A 26,001-nucleotide genomic window follows, 5' to 3' on the forward strand; every position below is an offset into this window, starting at 1 on the left:
AAGAAAAGGCGGACAGTGAGGATTCTGTACGCCTTTTTGCCAATCAGAAGCCCTAATATTCGTATCAAAAAATTGAAAATAATGGAAGAATAAGAATAGCCAGGGTAAGAAAAAAAACCGCTGCCGACCCGAATTTTTGTTTCTCCTTCCATAATGAGACGGCGAAACCAAAGGTATATATAGAAATAACTAGCAACACAATGACAGTGACTAATTTCAACCTAATTACCCGCCTTCTTTGTTAAGCTTCCATAATCGACAATTTCAACATCTGGCTTTACGTAAATGTCTGCTTTTAGAAACGATTTGTTCCAATTAAATCTTTCATATTCCTGAATAGTCCCAAAATATTTTCGGGCATCAAAGGATAACGGATATGGTGCACCTCTATATTGTTTCTGTGTTTTTTTTAATAAACCCTCAAATTGTTCTTTAAAATGGCGGGCTATTTCTTTTTTTATGATTGCTTGGTTCTTTTTCTTAGAAAAGTCGACCATTGATGGGTTTGACTTAAACTCAAACTCTAACGGGAGGGTGATAAAAATCTTTGGCCTAGGGCCCTTTAGATCCATTTTCACTTTATTATGTTCTCTTTTCATGACTCTGATTGCAAATGATTTCCGTTTGCCTGGAAAGGGATTAGGGATATCCGCTAAAAAATCACTAATGTTCGTTGTATCATCAAGAGTATTGGCAATACTTGTTTCTTGACCGGTCAACTTGCCAATCATTACTCCATTCTTAAATACTGCCGACCCGATAAATTGAGTATCATCGAATTCCCCTGTTGCATTTACTTGCCCGGCATAGTATTCGTCCTCCCCTTTCATTTTAGTGTCCTTCTTTCTGGTAGCTGTTGTGTTCATCGTCAAAAAAAGGTCTGTTCCCCTTTCGGTCGTTTTAAAAAAGCGAAAAAGAGTAGAATCAGGAATAAGCCCATTTTCAATTCCATGATCGATCATATATTGGAAGTACTTATGTGGCCTTGTTTCCATTTTCGGACGATTCTTTAAAAAATACTTACTGGCCTTTTCTTCTGATACAGCTAAAAAAACATTCATCCGAATTTCTTTATCATAGGCAGCGTCATTAATGAGATTATAAAACAAGGGTTGTCTTGCTAGGTCTTCAGAAGCCACCATAATCTTTAATAAATCATAACTAATCTTTCGAGAGATGATCGCATTTGCTGTCACTTTCGCCGTAACGAAATCATTGGCATCAAATGAAATAATTTCACGCGGCTTTTCTATTGAACCGCCGCCGCCCTGCATACTCCCCACTTCAGGATTGGCCAGCAGCATGGTCACTTTAATTTTCCCTTTAGCTTTGGAGCGATCGAGTCCAATTCCAATTACATATGCTCGGTCCTCAAGCTCTTCACGATCCCAACAGCCTGTTAAGGTAGAAACAAGGATGAATATCAACAAAATTTCACATACTATTTTTGTTTTCTGCATGTTTGAATTCTCCTTTTAACAAAGCAGCCAGCCAGATAATAAGCGAAATGGCAGTAAACACAGGACCCGCTGTCATTCGAACAATAGATTTCCACTCAAGGCTAACATCAATTGGAGTTTCAGGTATAGCCCCAATCAATAAATAAACGGCAGCCAGTGGTGGAATCAAGTATTCGAAATCTTTAATTTTAAACAGATGACCAAACATAAGAGCACTAATATACAAAAAGGCTGTAAAGCGAATAAACGCCCCCATAATCCAGATCACAAAAAAGATGATTTCGAGATTTGGAATATAACTTCCAAGTGAAATATAACGAATTGCCGAATGGAACGGATAGCCGATTCCCCCTAAAGATTGATCAAACATGCAAACGAAAACGATCGTAGCAGCACTAGTCAAAATAATAGTGAAAATATAGGCAATCCAAGTGCCTCGTCGAAATTCTTTACTTGACCTTAAGTAAGGAACAAGCATGGTGAGCAGAAAAAAATCAGCATAAAGAGACAGGTTTTTCAAACTTCCCTTTAAAACTTCCCATTTCCCAGGTCCCCAAATCGGCATGATTGCTTGAATATTACTTTCTCGAGTACATAATAATAATGCAATAAACAAGGAGAGTAATGTATAAAAGATAAGCAGATAAGAAACGGACCCCACATTCCTAATTCCCCTTTTTGCCCCATAGGCACAAACCGCCATGAAAAGACCGTAAAGGACCAATACAGGAGTTGTATTAAAATAATAGGCCCTAATGATATTTGTATACGTTCTTGAATCAACTGAAATGCCAAATGAACTGATGGCAAAAATAACTAGACAAACAAAAAAGCCAATGTATTTTCCAAATAATTTTTCAATGACAGAAAACAAGTCTTTCTCATGAAATAGCGATATCGTCTTGATTAATAAAAAGAGCGGGATAAAGAAGAGTCCAGCAGATAGGATTGGAATCATCCAAGCTGCGTTTTGCACCTGAATGGACAAAAGGGATGGTGTATCTTCTGATGCTTTTGAACCAACCATCAAAACCGTAATTGATACATATTCTCGGATACCTAGCTTCCCCGGCTGCTGCTTCATCAATTTGAATCCCCTCTTTGTTTGACCATATCTTTTGGTTTTAAATACCCTGGACGAAACCTTTCCTTGATGGGCACATGACGAATAATTAAGTCCTTTGCCGAGAAGAAACGGGGTGTCATTGGGGCAAAGTAAGGGACTTCAAAAGATTTTAATGAAACTAAATAAAACAGTCCGCTCACAACCAAAGCAGCTAGTCCATAGATACCCATAAAGCCTGCGGCAAAAATAAACAAAAAGCGCGATATACGAATAGCGAAATTCATGCTGACATCACTGATAATAAAGGAACTTAAGCCGCTTAAGGCGATTACAATAATAACTATCGGACTAATGACATTGGCTTGAACAGCAGCCTGTCCCAGAATTAAGGCTCCTACAATTCCAATTGTTGGTCCAATTGGAGAAGGCACACGCAGCCCGGCTTCGCGAATCAGTTCAAAGGCAAGTTCCATCATTAAGATTTCAATTATAGACGGAAAGGGAACCCTTTCCCTTGTTCCTGCAAATGCCATTAACAAATCAGGCGGGATCATCCCGACATGATAGTTTGTAATTGCAATATAAAAGGATGACGCAAAAACAGAGATAAATAATGCAATGAATCGCAAAATCCTAATGAAATTACCATATGGAGTACGCAGGTAATGATCTTCCGGCGAATGAAACAATGCCCAAAAGGTAGCAGGCAGAACAAGACAGTTTGGTGAATTGGACATTAACAAAATAATGTGGCCTTCTTCAATAAAAGAGACTGCCCGGTCAGGACGTTCCGTGTTAAGGATCGTAGGAAACAGCGACCTAGGCCTTTCCTCCAAATATTGTTCCAATATACTTAAATCAATGACACTATCTGCATCAATCATATGAATCCGATCTTTGATCTTCTGAAGTAACTCATCATTTACTAGGTCTTTTTCGTAAACAAGCAGTATGTCGTTTCGGGAACGTTTTGTAACCACCAATCCCTCAACAATCAAATTTTCATTTTTAATTTTTTTACGGATTAACCCAATATTATCTGCGAGCCTTTCGTTAAAGGACTCTTTTGCCCCTCTGACAATGACTTCATTATCGGACTTCTCAATGCTGCGCCCTTGAACTTGTGTTGTTTCAAATATATAGCATTGACGATCTCCATCGATAAAAAGCGCGGTGATGCCGCTTGTGATGTTATTGATAATATCACCAATATTGGTGGTTGTCTTTTCAACCGGAAAAGAAATAATATCTTGTATCTTTCCAGTTGGCCGTTCGTTTTCAATAAGCGGCCTCAAAATGCTCTGCTGAACTTTTTCGCTGTCCACCATGGTGCCGATGTATAGTATAAAGGCACGGCGCTTTAGTGCACGAATGGTAAATTCACGGATTTTCACATCTGTATTTTTCGGTATACTAAAAATTGACTTAAAAGTCGCTAAATTTTGGTCATAATGCCCGGTAATATCCCGCTCTTTTAAATAAATGATTTTCGCATTGGATTGTTCGTTGAATTGGGGCTCCTTATTGAAAATCTTAATTAATGAGACTAAGATGTTTTTTTTCATTCCGGACCACCCCCAATTTTTATTTATCTTTCCATTTTTAGGGGCAGTTTATGTATTGTTGATATTACATAAATTCTTAACATGCTCTTCATCATCTTTTAATACCCTCCATAATAATCGGAATTTTCTCCAATATGTTAAAAAGACGATGCGGTTTTTCCGCATCGCCATCTACTATTTTTAATACTCGGTTCCAGTTGATTTCCGTCTTAAAACCCACATTGTTCCACCAATGGTGATGATCAAAATTCCAATAAGAAGTAAGTTAAATGTGTTTGTCGCGGTTGAAGGCAAATGAGTGCCTTGAGCTGCTGGTTTCTTGTCAGGACTTGTTCCTTTTGAATTGCCGCCTTTCCCTGATCCATCCGTATTGGATGTACCGGGGACAGAACCATCGGTAGTTTCAGGATTGTCCCCTTGATCGGTAGAACCATCGTTATTCCCAGGGTTGTCCCCTTGATCGCTAGAACCATCGTCATTCCCAGGATTGTCCCCTTGATCGGTAGAACCATCGTTATTCCCAGGATTGTTTCCTTGCCCATCTTTAGGATCAGATGGTTCTTGTGGAACAGGATCTGGATCTGGATCTGAATTTGGATTTTCATCCTTCCCTTTTGTAAATGTCCAGATATCAGAGACAGCTCTTCCGGTATAGTTATCTTCGGCGACTGAATACCAAGAGTACGATTGATTCTCGGCTAATCCTTTCCATTCAGCTTGAGCAATAGACCCACTTGGAATGTTTTCTGCCTTACCGATTTCAGTATCGGTATAAACATTGACTGTAAAATAGTCAGTCGCGACGCGTTTTAGCTTCGGCTCCAAGTCTACTTCTAAATTCCGTTCATCCTTCTCTGGAAATTCAATTGGGTCATAATAATTATACTTATCTAAATACGGTGAATACGTATTAACGATAATTTTGTTATTTTTTTGATCAAAATGAAGCAGCTTCATGTATCCTTGGCCGCCCTCAGGCCCACCTTGGTAATCGCCAAGCATTTGATAAACTTGGCGGTCTGGTATCCCATCGCCATCATCATCGATTGCATCAACCAATGTTTCCGAGTCATGATAATGACCGCAAAGAACTGCAATGACATTTTTATTTGGCAGCACTATTTGCTGATATAACTGCTCGCCAATTGGACTCCGGTTGCCGGAAACTAGAAGATATTCATGGAAGCTCAAAATTGCCTTACGGTGTGGATATTGTTTTAAGACATCATTCATCCACTTAATATCTTCATCTTCCACCCCCCAGCCCATGTATAGCATAATGAAATCATTTCCATTAGCTGAGATTAAATCATAGTGGCCGCGGTTATTTTTATAAGATTCACCGTAGTATGGCTTGTCCTTAAAGCGATCTTCGCCAAACCACTTATAATATTGTGTATAATCACTCGTCTTATGGTCTACGTCATGATTTCCAGCTAAGACTCCATACGGAATATTGTTATCATCAAGCACTTTCATAGCTTTATCGGCAGCCTGCCATTGGTCCTCCTTGTCTGCTTTATCGACAATATCACCTGTATGGAATACATATTTGATTTTCATCTCCTCTTGTTTCTCTGCAATCCACTTTGTTTGCCGCTCATAAATATATGGATAGCTTTCCGAATAATATTGCGTGTCTGACATCCACACGAATGTATAATCATACTGGTCAGAAGTTGCAGGGATTTCATCTTGGATTAACACGTTAATCTTATCATCCTTGACAAAATCGCTGACAGCCACATTCCCTTTCAATTCAAAATCTTCTTCTCCAGCGATTTTATATTGAATCATTGACCAATTGCCAAGCTTATGATTCCATGCATACATGGATACCTTTCTGCCTGGCAGAGAATTCCCCTTCCACTCCAATACAACAAGGTCTGTTTCGTCAACTGAACCATCCACTTCCACTTCAAACCGCTGATAAGGAAATTGCGTGGCTGAATCCGTCACTAAGTACTGCTGATCCTCCTTTGAAACAAGTGATATATCATCCGCCGTAAGGGCTTGTTCACCGTCAGGAACCATTGCTTTTGGCGGTTCTGTATCTGTAGCATTTTTAAATGCCTTTACACGATCCGTTTGACTGGCATCATATTTAAAGCCCTTAAAGAAGGTAACGTCTAAATCGTCGTTAGTTGGATCGGTTACTTTTACCTTTAAAGTAGGATTTCCATCTACAGGAGTTGAACTCCTATCTGTCGGTGAAATCAGCTCAGGCTTGTTTGGATTTTCATTCACAACTGAAAAACGAACAATCTTCTCTGCCTTATTTCCTACTTTATCAAAGGCTGTGACAGTCAGCGTATGGTCACCAGGCGTCAATTTTGACGAAGCTGTTTCATATGGAACCGTTATTTCCTCATCATCCAGCATGACTTGAAGTGTTTGCACGCCTGCAATGGCATCAGCCACATCGACCTGGATGTCAAACTTGCCCTTGTATTCCTTCCCATCCTCAAGGTTGGTTGTAATCACTGGTGCAGTATTATCGACGTTTACTGAAACTGTTACTTCTTCATCGGAGTCTTGTACCTTTACAACATGTTTTCCTTCAGCTGCCTTCGTGGTATCCCATTTGTAGGACTTGGAAGGAGCTTGATCCGATGTAATCGTAAACTTGAAATCTTCAAATGGCCGATAGGTTCCGTCATCCCCCATATCATAAACCTTCGTGGGGTTATTTTTCATAGGGTCTCGTAAAATCGTGCCGTCTGCTAAAACTAAACGAACATTTCTAATATCAAAATCATCGCGATTTTCTTTAGATTCCTCTAATTGAAATGGTGATGCTTTATTACCAGAACGAATGGTAATCACATTTTCTCCAATCTTCAGGCGATCGGCATCAATTGGTACGGTGATCGTATCCCAGTTCGTAATGCCATCATCAAAAATTCGGATGATGTCATCTCCCATGGTAACCCCATTTTGGAAAAATATATCCACTCCGCTCGCTTCAAAAGCAAAATACGCATCATGTTCCAACGATTGGTACGTATTTTCGGTCAATTCGGAGCCATCAATGAAAAGTCTTACCTGATCCGGTGATTCCGATTTAGATGTTCCTTTAAGAATCATTTCTTTGGAAACAATCTCATTCAATTTCACATTCAAGCGCAAGCTGGAATCGTCCAAATCATTCGTTATAGTGATTTTATATGTTTCACTCGTTACTTCATTTGTACCATCTGAGACAACAAAGTAATATTCCACGTATTGATTCCCGATGATTTCGGGAGAGTAAATCGTATGGTGATACATCATATCATCGAAATCTTCCGCTAACAGGACCTGGTTGTATTCCTGTTGATGGTTAGGACGATAAAATAAACGTACTGTTTTTACTTCCCTGTCATCAGAAGCATCGGCAACAATTTGAATGTTATCCTTTTGATTCACTTCCGTTACCTTTGTCATGTTTTCAATCACAGGCTTGATGGTATCATCGCTAATGTGGGCCGGCTGTGCCGGAACCTGGGATGGATCAACCATTCCCGGTGTAGCGTCTTTCACACCAGCACTGATTTTTGCCATTTTAGTCGACCCATCCAGCGGATATTTATAGAAAATCCCTTTATCCGGCTTGGTATCAAGCACATTTGCTTCTTCATTATAGTAGGCAACTGCGATTTCCTTTTTCGTATTGGTTGCCACAACGAGGCCTCTTGTCGATGCATTGGCCATTCCCGCACTATAAATTTTTACAATATCTTTGTTTTCCACCAAATTCGATCCATAATTCGCATTAAAATCAGCAACTGTTTTTTCCGTGTTTTGGTCATTAATAATCCAGAAGACGAGCGTTTTTTGAGAAGGAACCAACACAACATCCGGGATTGAAGCCCAAATAACGTCTGTTGCCGGATCGGTGCCATAGCGATATTGAATCTTATAATCCTTAAAGTTCACATCTTTATCCGTATTGTTATAGATTTCAATAAATTCATAGCCATCAGCTGAACCCACATTAGTAGAATCCGGGACAAGCTCTGTAACTAAAAAGGCTGGAAGTTTATTATAATCCATAGTGGATTTCTTTACAGTAATGAGATATTCTTCTGTTTTTGAACTATTAGTACCGTCAGAAGCTTCGATATAGTATGTAATATCGGACTCTACATTTACACCGGGGATATCGGCAAAGTATTTAGTTGAATCATCTTTACTTGCATTCATGGAAACCGATGTAAAAGTTTTCTCTTCCCCTATTTTATAATGAAGGGTGACAAATGGTACGGCCATGTTGTCAGTTACCGTTGCTTCTATTTTTATAGGCGAAAAAGCATCACTATCGGTTACAGGTGTATGTTTAATAACTGGCGCCTCTTCGTCCTTCGGGATTTCATCCAGATTTACTGGTTTTACCGGAACCTGCTCCGCTTCAATGGCTCCAGGTGTCGGCGCTGCCAACACGCGATATTTATCCATCGCTGTTCCTGATGCCGGATATTTGTATTCAATCCCAGCGCCAGTGTTATCGGTTTCCTCGCCTAAATAGCTTGCAGATACAATCTCTTTCCCAGCCTTATCCTTAATCACGAGGGCACGGTACCCGCCGTTTGCAAATCCAGGGAACACATCTTTAAACTCTACTACCTGCTCAGCCGATAAATTCAGGCCAAAATTCGCATTAAAGTCTGCTAACGTAAGGTTGCCATTATTAAACCAGTAGACAATCGTCTGCTGTGGTGCAATCGTTACAGCCGGAACGAGAAATGGCTTTTCCACTCCCGTGTCTGTATATTTATAAATAAATGAATAATTCTCTAGAGAAAGTGGTTGATTGGTATTGTTATAGAGTTCTATATACTCGTAGTAATCCGTCCCTGATCCTTTAGAATTGGGAGAAAGCTCGGTAATCAACAGCTGAGGAAACTGATTATAATCTTCTTCAACTCCGTTTATTGCTTGAGAGGCAGCATTGTCATCTGTTTGATTTTCACCTGATTTTGCTGATGTGTCTTCTTGTGGTGGACTAGATACAGAACCATCTTTTACTGAATGAGTTTCCTCCGTTAATGGTTCAATTGGTTGATTTTTGTCAGTTTCTGTATTTTGACTGTCATCTGATTGACTTTGGTCATTTGATTCATATTGACTATCACTGGGTTGATCTGATGCAGCTGATTCATCTTGACCTTGACCTTGTAGACTTGGATCCACAGGTTCACTTTGACTATTTTCTGTTTTAGCAGGATCCACATTTTGTTCATCCTTTGGCATTTCTTCTGCATAAATTCGCTTACTTGGAGCCGCCAAACTAAGATTTGATAGAATAATCGCGAACATACAGGCAAGTACGAACAACTTCCTTACTTTCTTTCTAACCTTCCCAACTCTCACATTCTTCCCCTCTTCTCAGTTAAATTTCCACCATGTACCATTCTACCTACATTTTGTTAAGTAAATTTTAAGCAAACGATAACTGTTTGTTAATTTTGTTTATTTTCTGTAAAAATGGAATATTTCTTTAATGAAGGGCACTGAAAAACCTTCGGTTTTTCAAGAATTTCTAAAGCACAACTAAACAGACGACTTTAAAATTCCAAAAGTGAATTTTAAAGTCGTCTGTTTGTTCATAAAGGTATCTATCTAATTAAAAGAACTCTGTTGTTTGGAGCGGAAGGCGGCGAAGACTCCTGCGGGAGTACGGGACTGGTGAGACCCCGCAGGCGCTAGCGCCGAGGAGGCTCACCGGCACGCCCGCGGAAAGCGAAGCCGCCTGGAGTGGAAATCAACAGACAATTTAGACACACAATCAATATTCAAGGGACTTTTTCAGTGCCCTCCTTTAATGTTATCCATATTTTTAATGTCTTGTGCTACTATGATGCACCCAAAATATGGTTTACAATAATATGAAACAATTAAGCTCTTGTTTACGTCTTACAAAGTGAAATCATTTTTGATACGAAAGGAATATGTTGTGTTGAAACTAAAACGGATAGGAAGTTCCATTTATCTATTTATTCTTGTGCTAATCGCTCTCCTATTCTTTAATCTGTTTTTTAAGGAATCTAATCCTTTTACAGAACGGAACATAAATCATTCTAATTCTTTACCAACTGAGCTTCATCCAATTGTGAAGGAACGGACCAATCAATTGGTCCAACAAGCAGCGGATAAAGGAATTGTCATCGTGATTACCGATGGTTTCCGAAGTGCGGACGATCAGAATCGACTGTATGAAAAGGGTCGTTCGGCTGAGGGAAGTATTGTTACGTATGCAAAAGGCGGAGAGTCCTACCACAATTTTGGGCTAGCCATTGATTTTGCGCTAAAGACCCCTTCTGGAAACGTGATTTGGGATATGGATTATGATGGAAATAAAAATGGAAAGGCAGATTGGAACGAAGTTGTTTCATTGGCAAAAACTTTAGGGTTTGAATGGGGCGGCGACTGGGCTAAATTTAAAGATTACCCTCATTTACAAATGGACTTTGGCTTGACTATTGCTCAACTACAAAATGGCGAGAGACCCGCTGAATCATCCGTGACGGCAGACATCCAATAAGGTGGCGTAAATGGCGTCTGACATGCACTTTTCCGGTAAATTTCAGCAATAAATCAACATAGAAAGGCGAACAGCAAAAATCACTGTTCGCCTTTCTTGAACTATATAGGCATTACTTAATCCATTCACCATTCTTATTGACTTTGTAGCCATTGATGGTGGTGTTTGCTGCCATACTGCCATCGTTATATAGATAGTACCACTTTTGTCCCACTTGGACCCAGCCTGTTTTCATCTCACCAGAGGATGCAAGATAATACCATTTTGATCCATCTTTCACCCAGCCAGTCTTCATCTCACCAGAGGACGCAAGATAGTACCATTTTGATCCATCTTTCACCCAGCCNTTTTGATCCACACCCAGCCTACTTTCATTTCACCTGATGATGCTAGATAGTACCATTTCGCTCCATCTTTCACCCAGCCGGTTTTCATTTCACCTGATGTTGCTAGATAGTACCATTTTGATCCGTCTTTCACCCAGCCTGTTTTCATTTCACCTGATGATGCTAGATAGTACCATTTCGCTCCATCTTTCACCCAGCCGGTTTTCATTTCACCCGATGGCGCATGATAATACCATTTTGATCCGTCTTTCACCCATCCGGTTTTCATTTCACCCGACTCATCTAGGAAATACCATTGCGATCCGACTTTTACCCAGCCAGTTTGCATCACACCTTTTTCATCGTAGAAGAACCATTTACCAGAAACAAGATGCCAGCCAACATGGAGATCATTTAATTGCGGCATGCCAGCGATATAACCAATACCGCCTTTTTTCAGGATGCCAATGCCCTCTTCCATTGCCTTCTCTAATGCTTGTTTATCAACTGCCGTTCCTTGGAAATTTTGAAGTTCATCCCCAGGATGCTGATAGTTGCTCAAAATATAAGAGAATCCATTAAAGTTATCAAGGACACGTAAGCCCGTTGCTTCTGCTCCCACTGGTACTGATAACACGCGGGACAATTCTTTTGTATCAATGTTATAGGCCCAAACAAAGTTATTGGTGTGCTCCGAGCCATCTTCACCAATGAATAGGGTTCTCATTTTTTCCGAGTAGCTTAAGTTATCTGGTTTAGATACTTTATCGGGATTAGCTTTATTGCCATATGCATCTGGTGCAGCTAAGTCCTCACCGACAACAATTGCTTTCATTGCGGAGGCAACGTAGTTACTATCAATAGTATTGCCATCCTTATCCTTTTGTCCGCCGGTTAGGTTCAATTCATAGGTGCCACCTGCAAGAATCTGTGGTAAGCGGATATCATCGACAGGGTCAACCTTATTTGTATCTTCGAGCATCCCTTTTCCGATCTCAGACATGGCCATGTAGACTTTCTTATCTTTCTCATTTACTGCCAAACCTTCCATTTTACGGAATTCAGCTGTTGCCCCTTTTAGGGCTGCGTAACGGCGGGATTCTAAGAACGCCGCAGCCTTTTCCATCCCTGGCTTTACTTTTAAATATTCTACTTTTGCTCCACTGGAATCGGTTTTAACGGCCGTAAAGCCTTCTGTTGGCTGGCTGGCTGTTTCAAAAATATCACTGAATTTTGTACCTTTGTCAATAATCGCTCTGACTTCATCGTCAGTCGCATGACCAAGCTTGATCCATTCAAGATTACCTGCTCCGCCATTTTCTGTACTAGTTTGTCCAAATTTAGCGGCATATAGGGTCCCTGCAGATAAGTCTTTTTCTTTGTCAGCGACATACATGAACGTAACGGTATAGTTTCCATCATCACCGAAGAAAGCTGTCCGATTATCTGGCATTACTTGCATCATTTCATGTGAAAAACGGCCAGTACTATAATGTTTTACCACGCTGGTATCACCATTTGGCTGTACAGTCACTTCAGGAATCCATCCATAGTTATATGGATTTCCTTTCGCTTCATCACCAAAGTATAGCTTAGCAAAGCCTTTCACATTCGTTGAATCTTTATCTGTCCCAATTTCTGCTTCAAATTGGCGGGCATTTGGCTCATATTCTTCTGAGCCTAAATGGGTTCCCCATGGAGAGGTAGAACCATTACATGGAATCCATAGTCCATTTACGAGGGAAAAATCAACCTTTTTAGCTTCTTTAACTGATAATTCGCCATTCTTTTTATCTTGATTTAATGCGGTTAAGGTCATAGATGCTGGAACTACCCCGTAAGCTGATTTTCCTGAGCTGTCAAGAGTTTGGTATTCAAAATGGGATACTAGGAATAGATTCCCGCCCACATTCATTAAACTATTAGAATCTGGTGCATCAGAAATATAGTAGGATTCTTGTCCTGGGATACTTCTATCAATAATGGGATCCCCTTTAACATCGATAGGGGTTCCTGCCGGGATTTTTACCCCTTTATTTGTCACAATTTTTTCATCTGAAAGGTATAACTGTTTATAAGTAAGTGGGAAATTCTTCGTGGCCCCGTTACTATACGTAACATCCACGGATGCACCTGTATAGGTTTGTACCATTTCTTCAATGGTAGCTGGAGCTTTCATTGAGTTAAACTTAAAAGAGTTGATCGTGATATCCTTCCCTGCCGCAGCCGCAGGTGTTACTGCAGGAATCATTAAACTAAGGGCTAATACAGCCGTCAATCGCTTTTTCATTTTTTCATTTCCTCCCCCAATTTTGATTACCTCTCCATTAAAACTCAAAAATATTAAGCTACGGTTAATAGAATGTTTAGCGCATGTGAAGAATTGTAAATTTTCCATCTATTTTTTAAAGTGCATGCAGCTAAAGTATCATCGGGCAAACAGTGACTGTCATAGTTTTCCATGATATACTTTAAGAGGTTTTTTTATATGAGAGGAGTTCTTTTTGTGGAGTTACAAAAATCGAATACACGTACGAAATCGATATATATGTTTCTGCTCGTTTCAGGGATTGTCCTTGTCGCATTTAATTTGCGCCCTGCTATTACATCAGTAGGACCGTTAGTTGCAATGATTCAGGAAGATGTTGGATTAGCACATTGGAGCGCAGGCTTATTGATGAGTTTGCCCTTAATTGTTTTTGCCATCATGTCGCCTATTGTGCCCAAAATCGCCTATCGGTTAACAAATGAGCGGACGTTACTCGTTGGTTTGATCGCTCTTTTAATCGGGATAGGGATTCGCTCCATCCCAATGACGTTTTTTCTTTTCACTGGGACTCTTTTTATTGGGGCCGGGATAGCGATTGGTAATGTTCTGTTGCCAGTGGTTGTAAAGGATAAATTCCCACAGAAATTTGGTCTTATGACAAGTGTTTATTCCACTTCAATGGGCTTGATTGCATCATTAGCATCAGGAGTAAGTGTCCCTTTAGCAACTGGTTTGAGCATTGGGTGGCAGGGAGCTTTAATTGTTTGGGGAATACCGGTCGTAATCGCTATTTTGGTATGGGCTTTTCTACTCAAATTTAAGCAAGGAGGTCAAAAAAGAATAATAAAAGTTAGTGTTACCTCTTATCACATCTGGCGTACACCTCTTGCCTGGCAAATCGCTATCTTTATGGGATTTCAATCCTTTTTATTTTATGTAACGATTTCTTGGTTACCTGAGATTTTACATAGTCGAGGAATAGGGATGGGGACTGCAGGCTGGCTACTGTCATTTACCCAGCTTGTGGGATTACCCGCGAGTTTCTTCATCCCAGTCTTTGCAGGACGTTATCGTTCCCAAATATGGGTTGCTTTCGTGTTAGGGTTATTCTCTGTAATTGGTTATGGTGGATTACTTTTAGGCTCGTCCTATCCGATATTAATAACAAGTATTATTCTAATTGGGATTGCATTAGGTGGAAATTTTCCACTTGCTCTAAGCTATATCGGCCTTCGTGCTCGAAATGCTAATCAGGCTGCTGAGTTATCTGGAATGGCACAATCAACTGGATATGTCCTGGCGGCAGTAGGTCCCCTTATTATTGGATATTTGTTTGATAAAACCCATATCTGGACAGTTCCAATTATCACGCTTATCTTGATTTCTATTGTAATGATGCTATTTGGTATGTTATCAGGCCGCAATCGGTATGTTTAATAGTGCACAGGTCGAACAGTAATTATGAACTGTCCGCCTATTTACCGATGATTTCATTTAAGGACACTTTCGGGCAGAATGTAGATGATATTATAATAATAGAAGTTTTAAAATGGTGGTGGATGAAATGAGTCAGCCTTGGTCTCCTGAGCAGGTAATTTCGGAAAAAAGAGCGAGTAGGATCATTGAGAACCAATTCCCAGAGTTTAAGCCAGTAGCAGTGAAGGTATTGGGTGAAGGGTTTGATAATTCCGTTTTTCTCGTAAATAATCGATACGTTTTTCGTTTTCCTAGAAGAGAAATGGCAGCACACTTAATTCAAACTGAAAATCGGCTCCTTCCTGTGTTAGCTCCCTTGCTGCCAATTCCTGTTCCAAATCCACAATTTCAAGGCATTCCAGAAGATCAATATCCGTGGCCATTTGGAGGATACACTATCTTATTAGGAAAAACACCCACTAATTTGACACTCGAACAGCGAATGTCTTCGGTAGAACCTTTGGCTCGATTTTTACTAACACTGCATAATTTTCCGATAATAGATGCAGAAAAGCTCCAAATTCCTTATGACCAACTGGGGCGAATCAATATCACTAAAAGAAAACCAATGCTGGAAGCAAATATCGAATCAGCCAGGGAAAAAGGTTTAATCGATCTGGATGCAGTGGAGCCGCTGCAATTCTTTCTTTCATCTGTAGAGAAACCTTTAGAGGATGAAACCAAAACACTCGTTCATGGTGATTTACATATTCGCAATATGCTTGTAAATGAGGATGGCATAGTTTCAGCAGTAATTGATTGGGGCGATACGCATATTGGACACCCGGCGATCGATTTATCGATTGTTTATAGTTTTCTTCCTGCGGAAGGCAGGGAACATTTTTTCAAAATATATGGTGATGTTCAACCTGAAATAAAAAAAATCGCAAGGTTCAAAGCAATTTATACAAACGTCATACTCCTTTTATATGCGGATGATCAAAAGGATGATGAATTAGTAAACGAATGTCGTTCAACATTATTTTTAGCATTAAACGGATGAATTTTTGCGAACAGTATCAATCACTGTTCGCCTATTTTATTTTCACGGAAAGTTTTACAATAATTTTACAATTTAAATATAAAGAAATTACACATTGTACACTTCTTTTTCTCATCTCATTTATAGGTTTGCCTCGGCTTTTTAATCCATTATCTGAAAAAGAATCCTTGCAATATCACTATTTTCCATTCTTCCGCTAAACAAATGTCTATTTAGACCATACGCATAAACGGGAACATCCTCTCCCGTATGCCCTTTTGTTGTCCAGCCCGTACTGGAATAATGATTGATGATGTCAATGAGTGTTTGCCTTGTGTCTTCTACTGCCATGTCTAGCGTTAATTGGATGGTTTTCAAGTCCTCTTCATGAAGTGAAAAGGGCATATGATGCTTTAATATGGTCATATCTTTTGTATCATGCAATCGTCTGGCAATCACAAACGGTGTCGAGGTAATCGATTTAATCACATTCGGGTTCCATTTATAATTATCATTTCGATCAATGCTCATTCCCCCGGTTGAGTGATCTGCTGTCGCAATGACAATCGTATCCTCTCGATCGGAAGCGAACTGGATCGCCGCTTTAAAGGCTGCTTCAAAGTCTTTAACCTCACTCATTGCCCCTACAATATCATTATCATGCCCCGCCCAATCAATTTGACTTCCTTCTACTAACAGAAAAAAACCATTTGGATTTAGCTGCAAGCGCTGAAGAGCTGCTTTCGTCATTTGGGAAAGGGATGGAACAGTCGAATTGCGGTCAATTTGTTTTGGCAGCTCAACCGGTGCGAATAAACCAAGCAGCTGCTCGTTTTTATTCGTAACAAGCTCTTGTAAGTTGCTTACATAGCCAAAACGATTTTTAACAAACTCTTCTACTAAATTTCGGTCATTCCGAACGAAATAGGATGTTCCACCACCAAGCATTACGTCAATTTTCAGATTGCCTTCTAATCGTTCATCAAGATAGTCATCAGCAATTTGATCATATTGTTCTCGAGATTCAATATGCGCGGCAAAGGCAGCCAATGTTGCGTGATTGATCTGACTTGTTCCTACTAAACCAGTAGACTTCCCTCGAAATTTCGCATATTCTAAAACTGTCGGCACAGCTTGTTGATCAATGTTTAAACCAAGAGCACCATTATAGGTTTTATACCCCGTCGCTAATGCCGTACCTGCTGCGGCGGAATCTGTTATATTACTTTCACTGTCTAATGAATAGGTTGATTGGGAGCCAACAAAGTATTGGTCAAATATTGTGGGAGTCATGAATCCGTTTTGAGACGCATGATTGAAGTAGCGAAGACCAGTAGTATATGAAAAACCCATCCCATCTCCGATTAGTAAGATGACATTTTTTACTTTCCTCGTTCCATTAAATTTCAAAATAGGATGGATTGAATTCAGTTTACTATCATGTTGAAGGACTGCGGAATGTATCAAAGTTAACAACACCCTTTCTTTTTAACGTAGTAATCACAACTGATACCACTTATTCACACTCCTTTTATAACATACAAAAGGGAGAATTTATTAGATTACACAATAATTTTACAAAAATTATAAATCTTCTTAACATTCTTCCGACTTAGCAATTGCAGCTGTATATGATAACATCTTTAGAGTAACTTTTTTGAAGGGGAGATTTTGATGAATATATTGTGGGATTTTGATGGAACCTTATTTGATACCTATCCGGCACTTGTTGAAGGATTCATAAGCCTGAGTCAAAAAGAACTCGACCGCAGTGAAGTGTTAAAATGGCTAAAAAAAGATTCCAAAACCGCCTTTAAACACTATGGTATTAGTGAGGAGAAAAGAATAGAATACCAAAATTTACATAATCACTACTCGAAGCTGTATAGCAGACCCTTTGATCACCTAGAGAATGCTTTAGCTGCTGCGGCTAACAATATTATTGTGACTCATCGAGATAAGGAATCCACCATTTATCTCCTTGAAAAATTCCATTTAGCCACATACTTTAAAGAAATTGTATCGGTTGAAGAACAAGGTTTCACGAGAAAACCTCATCGTTCTTCTTATGAATTTGTCTTAAAAAGCCACCATATTGATTTGGTTGTGGGTGACCGCGAATTGGATTTGATTCCTGCAAGACAGTTAAAGATTAAAACTGTTGCTTTTCAAAATCCAAACATTGAAGCTGATTTCCACATTGATAGCTATGCGGACTATATTCCGATGGTTATTAACCCGCTTCAGGAAACAAAGCAGAACTCCTTTAATAGTTAGAAACTTGAATTATACATTAAAATGGCTGCCCCTAAATTAATTGGGGCAGCCTTTCAAGTACTGGTTATTCCGTTAAATTAATCGAATATTTTACAAATCCTCCACTAGATGGTCCAATATATTTAATATTAGGGTACTGACTAAGGTATTTTTGTGCCTTCGTTGATGAATCAAACACCGGTACCACCGTACCTTTGAATTTTACAAATGACCAGTTTTGGTCAGCAGATGGATTAATCGTTTTTTGCGCTTGAATATAGTTCGTGACAATTTGCCGATTTTCATCTGGAGCCTTTAAGACGATTTCACCCTGACTGACTCCAGGGAAAGAGGTGCTTGAAGCACGGTAGTTATTTGTCGCGACGATAAACTGTTGGTCTGCTACGACAGGCTTACCTTGATAGGTGAGATTCACAATTCGACTTGCCCCTGCATTGATGACATTTCCGTTACCATCATATTTAGCCGGTTTTGTCACATCGATTTGATACTGCACACCATCAATCACATCAAAATTAAACGATGGAAAATCCGGATTAATTAATGGCTGCTCACCCGTTTTAGTTGGATCCAGTTGATTGAATTGCCCAGCACTCATTTCCAGCCATTCTTTAAGCTGTGCGCCATTCACGATTTTTGCCTGAAGAGTATTTGGATACAAATATAGGTCCGCGACATTTTTTATCGCCAATGTTCCTGCAGGTATGTCTGTATAATAATCAGGACCGTTTCGGCCGCCTGCTTTAAATGGCGCTGCTGCTGAAAGAACAGGAATACCTGCATATTTACTGTAGGCTGGGTCCTTTAATTTGTTCACTAAATAATCAGTTTGTGCATTATTTACAATTTGAACAGAAGGATCATCCTGAATGAGAGCAAAATAGCTAAATATTGGGGCAGTCGTTTCTCCGACAGGTTGATTAACATATTTAATCGTCCCTTCATGCTTTGGTAATATCGCCTTCATTAATTTCTCATCTGTTTGCACAATCGATTTACCATCTGCATCGACAATCGGTCTTAATGCAGCCTTACTGTCAACCACATTCCACTTTCCACGCTGCTTTTGTAATTGGAGGTCAATGACTCCAAGATGACTGCCGAATGCTCCCGCCATTACTACAGGTTTCCCATTGATGGTTCCTTTCTCAAGATTCGTATTTGCTAAATCTTTATAAATAGGACCAGGGAAGGTGTTATGTTGGTGTCCTGTCAAAACGGCATCAATGTCTTTTATTTGTGTTAAATAGTAAGCCGCGTTCTCCATTCCAGGTTGATAAGGTTCGCCGCTTATTCCCGTATGGGCAAGGGCAACAATGACATCTGCCCCCTTCTTTTTCATCATCGGGATATATTTTTTCGCGGATTCCACAATGGATTTCGTCTCCACTTTCCCTTCTAAATTAGCTTTATCCCATTCCATAATCTGTGGCGTTACAAAGCCAATGACACCTACTTTGATCATTTGCTTTTTTCCACGATTATCGATAACCTTTTTATTCAAAATGACATATGGTTCAAAATAAGGCTTCTCTGTTCCAGCCTTATAGACATTCGCATTCACAACAGGCATTTTGGCATCATTAAGGGTTTCGGCTAAAAAGTCTAGCCCATAATTAAATTCATGGTTGCCCACTGTAGTAGCGTCGTAACCTAATAGATTAAAGGCGCGATAAACGGGATGGACCTCGCCTTTTTTTAATCCCTTTACTTTTGCTACATAGTCACCTAAAGGATTCCCTTGAATCTCATCCCCATTATCAAACAACATGGAGTTTTTCACTTCATTTCGTGCCTGTTTGATGAGGGTAGCGGTTTTCACCAAACCAACCTTGTCGTCTTGTTTTGTCTGATAATAATCATAATTCGCTAAGAAAACATGGATATCGGTCGTTTCAAGCAACCGCAGCTGAACAGTCCCTTTAGGTCCTTGTGCTTTGGCATGTAAAGGCAGGAACTGTGCAACCACGAGCAGCATGGACACTAAAAAGATGGAAACTTGTTTAACCAATCGATAAACCTCCCTTATAAAATCATACAAACGAAAATAGTATTTGTATCTTTTTCCAAGAATATGACCTAATTGGGAGATTTTACTTTAAATTTTAAAAAAATGAACCTGGAAGCATGGCTGAGCATGATTCCAGGTTCATTGACGAGTCTGCTTCTTCTTCAGGATCTCCCCTTCAAATTAAAGCTCCTTTTGCAGCCATTGATTATCGACTAATGATTGATCATTTAAGATAAACTGGGCGAGTTCTTCCATTTGATCGGAAATAGCACGATCACTTTCTAGCGGCGGGCAGATGGCGCGGATTTTTTCCAAATAAGCTCTTGTGGCCGGTGCTAGCTCTTTCTCTGCCTGTTCCAAGTAAATCGCCTGCGAGGCACAGATCATTTCGATCGCAATGACTCTTGCTGAATTGTGAATAATCTCTCTTGCTTGCCGGGAAGCGATTGTCCCCATGCTGACATGGTCCTCTTGGTTGGCTGAGGTCGGAATGGAGTCGACGCTCGCCGGATGGGCAAGTACTTTGTTTTCAGAAACCAGTGCTGCTGCAGCATACTGGACAACCATCAAGCCGCATTCTAACCCTGGGTCAGGCGCTAAGAATGGCGACAAACCGCTTAATTGCGGGTTGACGAGCCGTTCCGTTCTTCGCTCGGAAATATTCGCCCACTCTGCGGCCGCAACCTTCAAAAAGTCCATCGATAACGCAATCGGCTGCCCATGGAAGTGCCCGCCCGAAAGAATTTCGCCGTTTTCGAGAACAATCGGATTATCCGTTGTCGAGTTCATTTCGACACTTAAACGTTCATTCACATAATTAAACGCCTGCCACGATGCGCCATGGACTTGGGGAATACAGCGAATGGAGTAGGCATCCTGAATGCGGATTTCCCCTTGCCGGGTAATCCGTTTACTGCCCTCCAGCCATTTCCTCATCCGCGATGCAACAAATTCAAGCTCCGGATGAGGCCTGACAGCTAATAATTCACTGTCAAACGCGGAGATTACTCCGTTTAGTGCTTCCATTGTTAAGCTTGCTGCCATATCTGCCGCTAAACCAACTCGTTCCGCCTCGTTAAGTGCAATCGTACCAACAGCCGACATCGCTTGTGTTCCATTGATGAGGGCTAGACCTTCCTTCGCTTCTAAAGAAACCGGTTGTAGTCCTGCACGTTTTAGCGCTTCAGCACCTGGTAGAATTTCTCCTTTATATTCCGCTTTTCCCTCGCCGACTAAGACGATAGCAATATGGGAAAGCGGTGCTAAATCGCCGCTTGCCCCGACCGATCCCTTACAGGGAACGACTGGATGAACGCCGCTGTTAATCATATCAATTAGGAGCTGTAAGGTTTCTTCTCTAATTCCAGAGAATCCTCTCGCAAGTGAGTTGGCTCTTAATGTCATCATTGCTCTTACTACTGGAATCGGAAGTGGTTCCCCTACACCGACAGCATCGGCACGCAATAAATTCAGCTGTAATTTGGCATTATCTGCGCGGTCAATCTCGATATCACTCAGTTTACCAAACCCTGTATTGACACCATAAACTACTTTTCCATCATTGATTTGCTTTTCAACCCGTTCGCGGCTTACTCGCACCCTCTGCCAGTTTTGCTCAGGTATCCCTACTTGTGCCTCTCCATCCGCAACACTTTGTACTTTATAGCGGTCCAATGTAACCCCGTCTAATTCTACCAATTTTAATTCGACTAATTCCTTGCTGCTCATTATGTCCAACTCCTATTACCATACTTTAGCTGAATATTCCGTCTTTAATCATTATAATCTAGTTCACATAATCACCAAAAAAGAATAGTGAATTTAATAGAATAATAGTGACTCAACATCAAATTTTGTGAGAGCCGCTTGATTCCCTTTTCTCCATCAAGCATTTTTATGGTTTTCATACCACTGCTCAATCAATGCCGCGGTCAATCTGCCCGTGTTAATAAGATTTTCAACGCTGATACACTCTCGGAATGAATGAATATTTTGGAATCCTAATCCAAGGGTCAAGCAGGTCAACCCATGTTCATTTAATACATTTGTGTCGGCACCGCCTAATGTTTCGGTTAAATACGGTTTCACCTTAATAGTGTCGGCCGCTTCATTAGCGGTTTTTACCAAAATATCATCCTTGGCAATATCAAAACCAAGGTATTTCTTCTCAACTCTTACCTCAACTTTTCCGCCATTTTTCCCTGCGGCCTGCTCCATGACTTCTTCCATATGTTTCAACTGTGCGTCTAACTTTTCTTTAGAAAAACTGCGTACTTCCCCGGCAATGGTGACACTTCCAGGAATGATGGAGGTTAGCTCTCCACCCTTAATGATTCCAATATTGGCAAGCGTTTCTTCGTCAATTCCCCCCAGCCTCATGTTTGATAAACCTTCTGCGGCAAGGAGAATAGCACTATTACCTTCTTCAGCATTTAGCGCAATGTGAGCAGCATTTCCTTGGACTTCCATCCAGATACGGCTGCTGTATGGACCTTTAAGAATAATTTGACCGACATCCCCGCTGCTATCAAAAATATAACCGGTTTTACTTTTTGTCTTGCTGTAATCCAAATAGGTAGCACCAACAAGACCCGGCTGTTCATTAACAGTTAGAATTAATTCGATCGGTCCATGCGGTACCCCGCTTTCAATGATGGCTCGGATAGCTTCCAAATAAGCAGCTAAGGCAGCACGGTCATCCGCTCCTAAAATCGTCGTGCCATCTGAATAAATCACGCCGTCCTTAATAACAGGCTTCAGCCCTTCTGTTGGCAATACAGTATCCATATGTGTTGAGAAAAATAACGGCGGGACCTGAGGATCTGTTCCCTCACGCCAGGCAATTAGGTTGCCAACTTCACCGTTGAAATTTTTATGTGCCTCATCAAATTCCAATGTAAAGCCCAGCTCAGGCAGGACTTTTTTCAAATAATCCGCCACTAAGCTTTCTTTCCCGCTTGGTGCATTTAATTTTGCCAGTTCAAGAAATAACGCTTGTAACCGTTCCGCATTTACATGGTCTGCTGCATTTGATACTTGATTGGTTTTCAAGTTCATTCCCTCCTGCAATTCTATTTTTCTAGCGATTCACAACTACCTTGCCATTTTTAATCACTGTTTCAACAATGTTCGTTCCAAGCTCATAGGCAATATGCTTATAAGTAGGGACATCCCAAATTTGCAAGTCTGCTAGTTTTCCTTCCTGTATGACTCCCCGATCATCAAGGTCAAGCGCCCTCGCTCCCCCATAAGTAGCCGCCTTAATTGCTTCTTCAACGGAGAATTGATAAAGTTTGCAAGCAAGTGCAATGACAAATTGCATCGATTGGGTATAGCTTGCCGGACACAGATCGGTTGCCAGGGCGATATTCATGCCTAAATCAAGCATTTTTCGTGCCTCAAATGGGCGTTTATGACTCACTGCAAAATCTAGGGAAGGCATTAACACTCCCGTTACTTTTGCTTCTGCAAGCTTTTCCATAACTTCTACTGGTGTATAGTTTAAATGGTCTACTGACACCATTTTCATCTCAGCCGCGAGGTCCGTACCGCCAATATAGGAGTAGGCATCTGCATGAATTTTTGGTTTCATTCCATACTGCAAACCAGCTTTTAGAATTAATTCTGATTCTTCCGCTGTAAAATAGCCCTCATCACACCAAACATCGCAAAATTCCGCCAATCCCCGTTCTCCTACTTGCGGAATCATTTCATTGATAATCACATCAAGATACTCAGCCTTTGTTACATTTTCCGGGAACCCATGGGCACCTAAAAATGTATTGAATACATCAAGCGGTGTTTCTTCATTTAATCTTCTGCTAACTTCTAAAATTTTGATTTCACTTTCAGTCGTTAACCCATAACCGCTTTTGCTTTCGACAGTGGTAATCCCATGTTCCAGCATGGTCAAGAGGCGTTTCTTTGATTGCTCTAGTAACTCTTCTTCTGGTCGATTTCTTGTTAACTCAACCGTTCGGTTTGGGCCGGTAGCAATGCCTAGTTTTTTTAATTGTTCAGGATTATTTTTTCCAGTCAGCTTTGCCGCGTATTCCTCGACCCTTGTGCCATAAAATACCAAATGTGTGTGGGAATCGACAAAACCTGGCGCCACGACTTTTCCGGAAGCATCGATGGAAACGGCTTCATCAGAGTTAAATCTCAGCTCGATCTCTTCATTGGAACACACTCCAACAATTCTACCGTCCTTTATGGCAATCGCTGCATTTGTCAATAATCCGATTTCCTCCATGCTATCCCCTGTGCAGGTGATTACTTCTGCCGCATTACGAATGATTAAATCAGGTTTTATGCTTCGACTATCTTCAAACATAGGTGTACGCCCTCCCTCAAGTTGTGACTGTTTTATAGGTAAACTTCTATTTCTTACTGATGAAACTCTTTGACATCAATCTTACATTCTTGCAAAGGAATGACTTTTGTTTTCTTTATAAATTTATAACCTAGCCAAAATACAAGAAAAACTGGTATTCCTAGATAGGCAGCGAATACACCTTGCCAATCGATATGGCCTGATGTGAAGCCTTGATAGTCCTGTGCTAATAGAATGACAAAACAGATAACAAAAGCAAAGATAGGTCCAAAAGGATACCATTTGGCTCGATACGGAAGGTCGCTTATGGAGTTACCTTGTGCAACGTATGCTTTTCGGAATCGATAATGACTTAAAGCAATACCCAGCCAAAATATAAAAGTGGTCACCCCGACAGAGTTCATCAACCAAAGATAGATTGTTCCATCACCAACAAAAGAGGCTAAAAAGGCAAGCATGCCGATCAAAGTGGTTGCAACTAGGGCTGCTACCGGAACACCACTTTTAGTAACCTTTGTAAAGATACGCGGTGCTTGTCCGTCTTTCGCCATTGCATACATAATTCGACTAGTTACATAGAGGCAGCTGTTCCCAGCAGATAATACAGCTGTTAGAATGACGGCATTCATAACGGAAGCAGCTAAAGCAAAGCCAGCTCGTTGAAAAACAATTGTAAAGGGGCTGGTTAAAACAGATGAGCTCTGCAGGCTTTCATTTGTGTAAGGAACGAGAAATGAAATGACGAGTATCGCTAAAACATAGAATAGAAGAATGCGCCAAAAAACACTGCGAATCGCACGAGGTATATTCTTGACAGGATTCTCCGTTTCACCCGCTGCAACACCAATACATTCAGTTCCTGAGAAAGAGAAACCGGCAACGAGAAAAATCCCTAATGTACCGAGAAATCCGCCAACAAATGGAGCATCGCCAACAGTGAAATTCTTAAATCCAACTGGATGGCTGCCGTTCATAACTCCAAAAATCATCAAGATTCCAACAACGATGAAGATAATAATGGTTGCGACTTTAATAAACGAAAACCAGTACTCTCCTTCGCCAAATCCCTTAACAGATAAAATATTTAATAGAAAAAGCATAGCTAAAAATAATCCGCTCCATAACAGTGACGGACTATCGGGAAACCAATATTTCATCAACAGTACAGAGGCTGATAGTTCGGCAGCAAGTGTCATCGCCCATGACAGCCAGTAGTTCCAACCAAATGCAAAGCCCAAAGCAGGATCAATAAAACGGGTGGCATACGTACTAATCGAGCCGCTTGTCGGCATAAAGGTTGCGAGTTCCCCAAGCCCTGTCATCACAAAATAGACCATGATGCCAATAATACTGTAGGCAACTAAAACGCCCCCCGGACCTGCCGCGTGGATCGCCGGTCCGGTTCCAAGAAAAACACCTGTTCCGATTGTCCCGCCCAAGGCAATCATCGAAATATGGCGTGTTTTTAATTTTTTTTGTAGATTACCAGATGGTTCACTTTGTTTAATATCAGTAGATACTTGTAACTGTGGATTTTCCAAACGAATGCCCCCTTAAATTCTAATAGAACAATTATTGATTGATTTAAAGCAGGACCTTTACAAGGGATACGATTTTTTTCAAGGTATCTTTCATAAGGTATTAGTGGAATCACTGGTAATATACAAAAAGGAATGGCAGAGATCCGATTATATAGGATCTCTACCTTTTATT

At 40.5% G+C, this 26,001-nt stretch carries 13 protein-coding genes and 3 pseudogenes; 4 read left to right on the top strand and 12 right to left on the bottom strand.

Features of this window, described 5'->3' with window-relative positions; translation table 11 throughout:
- Nucleotides 1-221: 221 nt before the first annotated feature.
- The 4 genes from AA980_RS11730 to AA980_RS11745 form a co-directional block, all read right to left on the bottom strand.
- Nucleotides 222-1,460 carry a Ger(x)C family spore germination protein gene (locus AA980_RS11730; RefSeq protein WP_024028663.1) on the bottom strand — a complete coding sequence of 413 codons (1,239 nt, stop codon included), beginning with the start codon at nt 1,458-1,460 and terminating at the stop codon, nt 222-224.
- A complete protein-coding gene (locus AA980_RS11735; protein ID WP_024028664.1) occupies nt 1,435-2,544 on the bottom strand; it encodes a GerAB/ArcD/ProY family transporter in 1,110 nt (369 codons plus the stop codon). The genes AA980_RS11730 and AA980_RS11735 overlap by 26 nt, the downstream gene beginning before the upstream one ends.
- Complete coding sequence (locus tag AA980_RS11740; protein WP_024028665.1) at nt 2,544-4,091, bottom strand: spore germination protein; 1,548 nt, start codon at nt 4,089-4,091, stop codon at nt 2,544-2,546. Before AA980_RS11740 ends, AA980_RS11735 begins: the two co-directional genes overlap by 1 nt.
- A gap of 180 nt (nt 4,092-4,271) precedes the next feature.
- Nucleotides 4,272-9,443, bottom strand: coding sequence for a lamin tail domain-containing protein (locus AA980_RS11745; RefSeq protein WP_047771595.1), 5,172 nt, complete (start codon nt 9,441-9,443; stop codon nt 4,272-4,274).
- Between the two features lie 565 nt (nt 9,444-10,008).
- On the opposite strand from AA980_RS11745, the gene AA980_RS11750 reads away from it, so the two are divergent.
- Nucleotides 10,009-10,614: a M15 family metallopeptidase gene (locus AA980_RS11750; protein ID WP_407937461.1), complete on the top strand. Its 606-nt coding sequence runs from the start codon at nt 10,009-10,011 to the stop codon at nt 10,612-10,614.
- Nucleotides 10,615-10,726: 112 nt separating this feature from the next.
- Here the strand turns inward: AA980_RS11750 and AA980_RS11755 are convergent.
- Nucleotides 10,727-10,960: pseudogene (locus AA980_RS11755) on the bottom strand (choline-binding protein D); the annotation flags it as partial.
- 1 nt (nt 10,961) lies between these two features.
- Nucleotides 10,962-13,338 (bottom strand): annotated as a pseudogene (locus tag AA980_RS11765) (alkaline phosphatase PhoX); the annotation flags it as partial.
- A gap of 108 nt (nt 13,339-13,446) precedes the next feature.
- Here AA980_RS11765 and AA980_RS11770 point away from each other — a divergent pair.
- Nucleotides 13,447-14,646, top strand: coding sequence for a CynX/NimT family MFS transporter (locus AA980_RS11770; RefSeq protein ID WP_034723654.1), 1,200 nt, complete (start codon nt 13,447-13,449; stop codon nt 14,644-14,646).
- A gap of 127 nt (nt 14,647-14,773) precedes the next feature.
- Nucleotides 14,774-15,688, top strand: a complete 915-nt coding sequence (locus tag AA980_RS11775; protein ID WP_024027646.1) for a phosphotransferase — start codon at nt 14,774-14,776, stop codon at nt 15,686-15,688.
- Nucleotides 15,689-15,829: 141 nt separating this feature from the next.
- On the opposite strand, the gene AA980_RS11780 is transcribed toward AA980_RS11775, so the two are convergent.
- Nucleotides 15,830-17,134, bottom strand: coding sequence for an alkaline phosphatase (locus tag AA980_RS11780; protein ID WP_024027647.1), 1,305 nt, complete (start codon nt 17,132-17,134; stop codon nt 15,830-15,832).
- A gap of 207 nt (nt 17,135-17,341) precedes the next feature.
- Here AA980_RS11780 and AA980_RS11785 point away from each other — a divergent pair, with 207 nt between their 5' ends.
- On the top strand, nt 17,342-17,944 hold the full coding sequence (locus tag AA980_RS11785; RefSeq protein WP_024027648.1) for an HAD hydrolase-like protein: 603 nt from the start codon (nt 17,342-17,344) through the stop codon (nt 17,942-17,944).
- A 67-nt stretch (nt 17,945-18,011) separates the two neighbouring features.
- Here the strand turns inward: AA980_RS11785 and AA980_RS11790 are convergent.
- The 5 genes and pseudogenes from AA980_RS11790 to AA980_RS11810 all read right to left on the bottom strand — a co-directional run.
- Nucleotides 18,012-19,922, bottom strand: a pseudogene (locus AA980_RS11790) (bifunctional 2',3'-cyclic-nucleotide 2'-phosphodiesterase/3'-nucleotidase); the annotation flags it as partial.
- A gap of 213 nt (nt 19,923-20,135) precedes the next feature.
- Nucleotides 20,136-21,683 (bottom strand): histidine ammonia-lyase, encoded by a 1,548-nt coding sequence (gene hutH, locus AA980_RS11795; RefSeq protein ID WP_024027650.1) that lies wholly within the window; start codon nt 21,681-21,683, stop codon nt 20,136-20,138.
- Between the two features lie 156 nt (nt 21,684-21,839).
- Nucleotides 21,840-23,006, bottom strand: coding sequence for a M20/M25/M40 family metallo-hydrolase (locus AA980_RS11800; protein WP_024027651.1), 1,167 nt, complete (start codon nt 23,004-23,006; stop codon nt 21,840-21,842).
- A gap of 28 nt (nt 23,007-23,034) precedes the next feature.
- Nucleotides 23,035-24,288: an imidazolonepropionase gene (gene hutI, locus AA980_RS11805; RefSeq protein ID WP_024027652.1), complete on the bottom strand. Its 1,254-nt coding sequence runs from the start codon at nt 24,286-24,288 to the stop codon at nt 23,035-23,037.
- A 53-nt stretch (nt 24,289-24,341) separates the two neighbouring features.
- The gene (locus AA980_RS11810) at nt 24,342-25,736 is read right to left on the bottom strand and encodes an amino acid permease (RefSeq protein WP_082195727.1); all 1,395 of its coding nucleotides are present in this window, start codon (nt 25,734-25,736) and stop codon (nt 24,342-24,344) included.
- Nucleotides 25,737-26,001: the final 265 nt, after the last annotated feature.

Origin of the sequence: Neobacillus vireti, from assembly GCF_001026695.1 — a bacterium.
GTDB lineage: Bacteria > Bacillota > Bacilli > Bacillales > Cytobacillaceae > Neobacillus > Neobacillus vireti.

What these genes read in the sequence shown, in the direction of transcription:
- hutH (WP_024027650.1), bottom strand. Translation starts at nt 21,683, where the DNA reads ATGAGCAGCAAGGAATTAGTCGAATTAAAATTGGTAGAATTAGACGGG.
- AA980_RS11785 (WP_024027648.1), top strand. Translation starts at nt 17,342, where the DNA reads ATGAATATATTGTGGGATTTTGATGGAACCTTATTTGATACCTATCCG.
- AA980_RS11810 (WP_082195727.1), bottom strand. Translation starts at nt 25,736, where the DNA reads ATGATTGCCTTGGGCGGGACAATCGGAACAGGTGTTTTTCTTGGAACC.
- hutI (WP_024027652.1), bottom strand. Translation starts at nt 24,288, where the DNA reads ATGTTTGAAGATAGTCGAAGCATAAAACCTGATTTAATCATTCGTAAT.
- AA980_RS11735 (WP_024028664.1), bottom strand. Translation starts at nt 2,544, where the DNA reads ATGAAGCAGCAGCCGGGGAAGCTAGGTATCCGAGAATATGTATCAATT.
- AA980_RS11740 (WP_024028665.1), bottom strand. Translation starts at nt 4,091, where the DNA reads ATGAAAAAAAACATCTTAGTCTCATTAATTAAGATTTTCAATAAGGAG.
- AA980_RS11775 (WP_024027646.1), top strand. Translation starts at nt 14,774, where the DNA reads ATGAGTCAGCCTTGGTCTCCTGAGCAGGTAATTTCGGAAAAAAGAGCG.
- AA980_RS11730 (WP_024028663.1), bottom strand. Translation starts at nt 1,460, where the DNA reads ATGCAGAAAACAAAAATAGTATGTGAAATTTTGTTGATATTCATCCTT.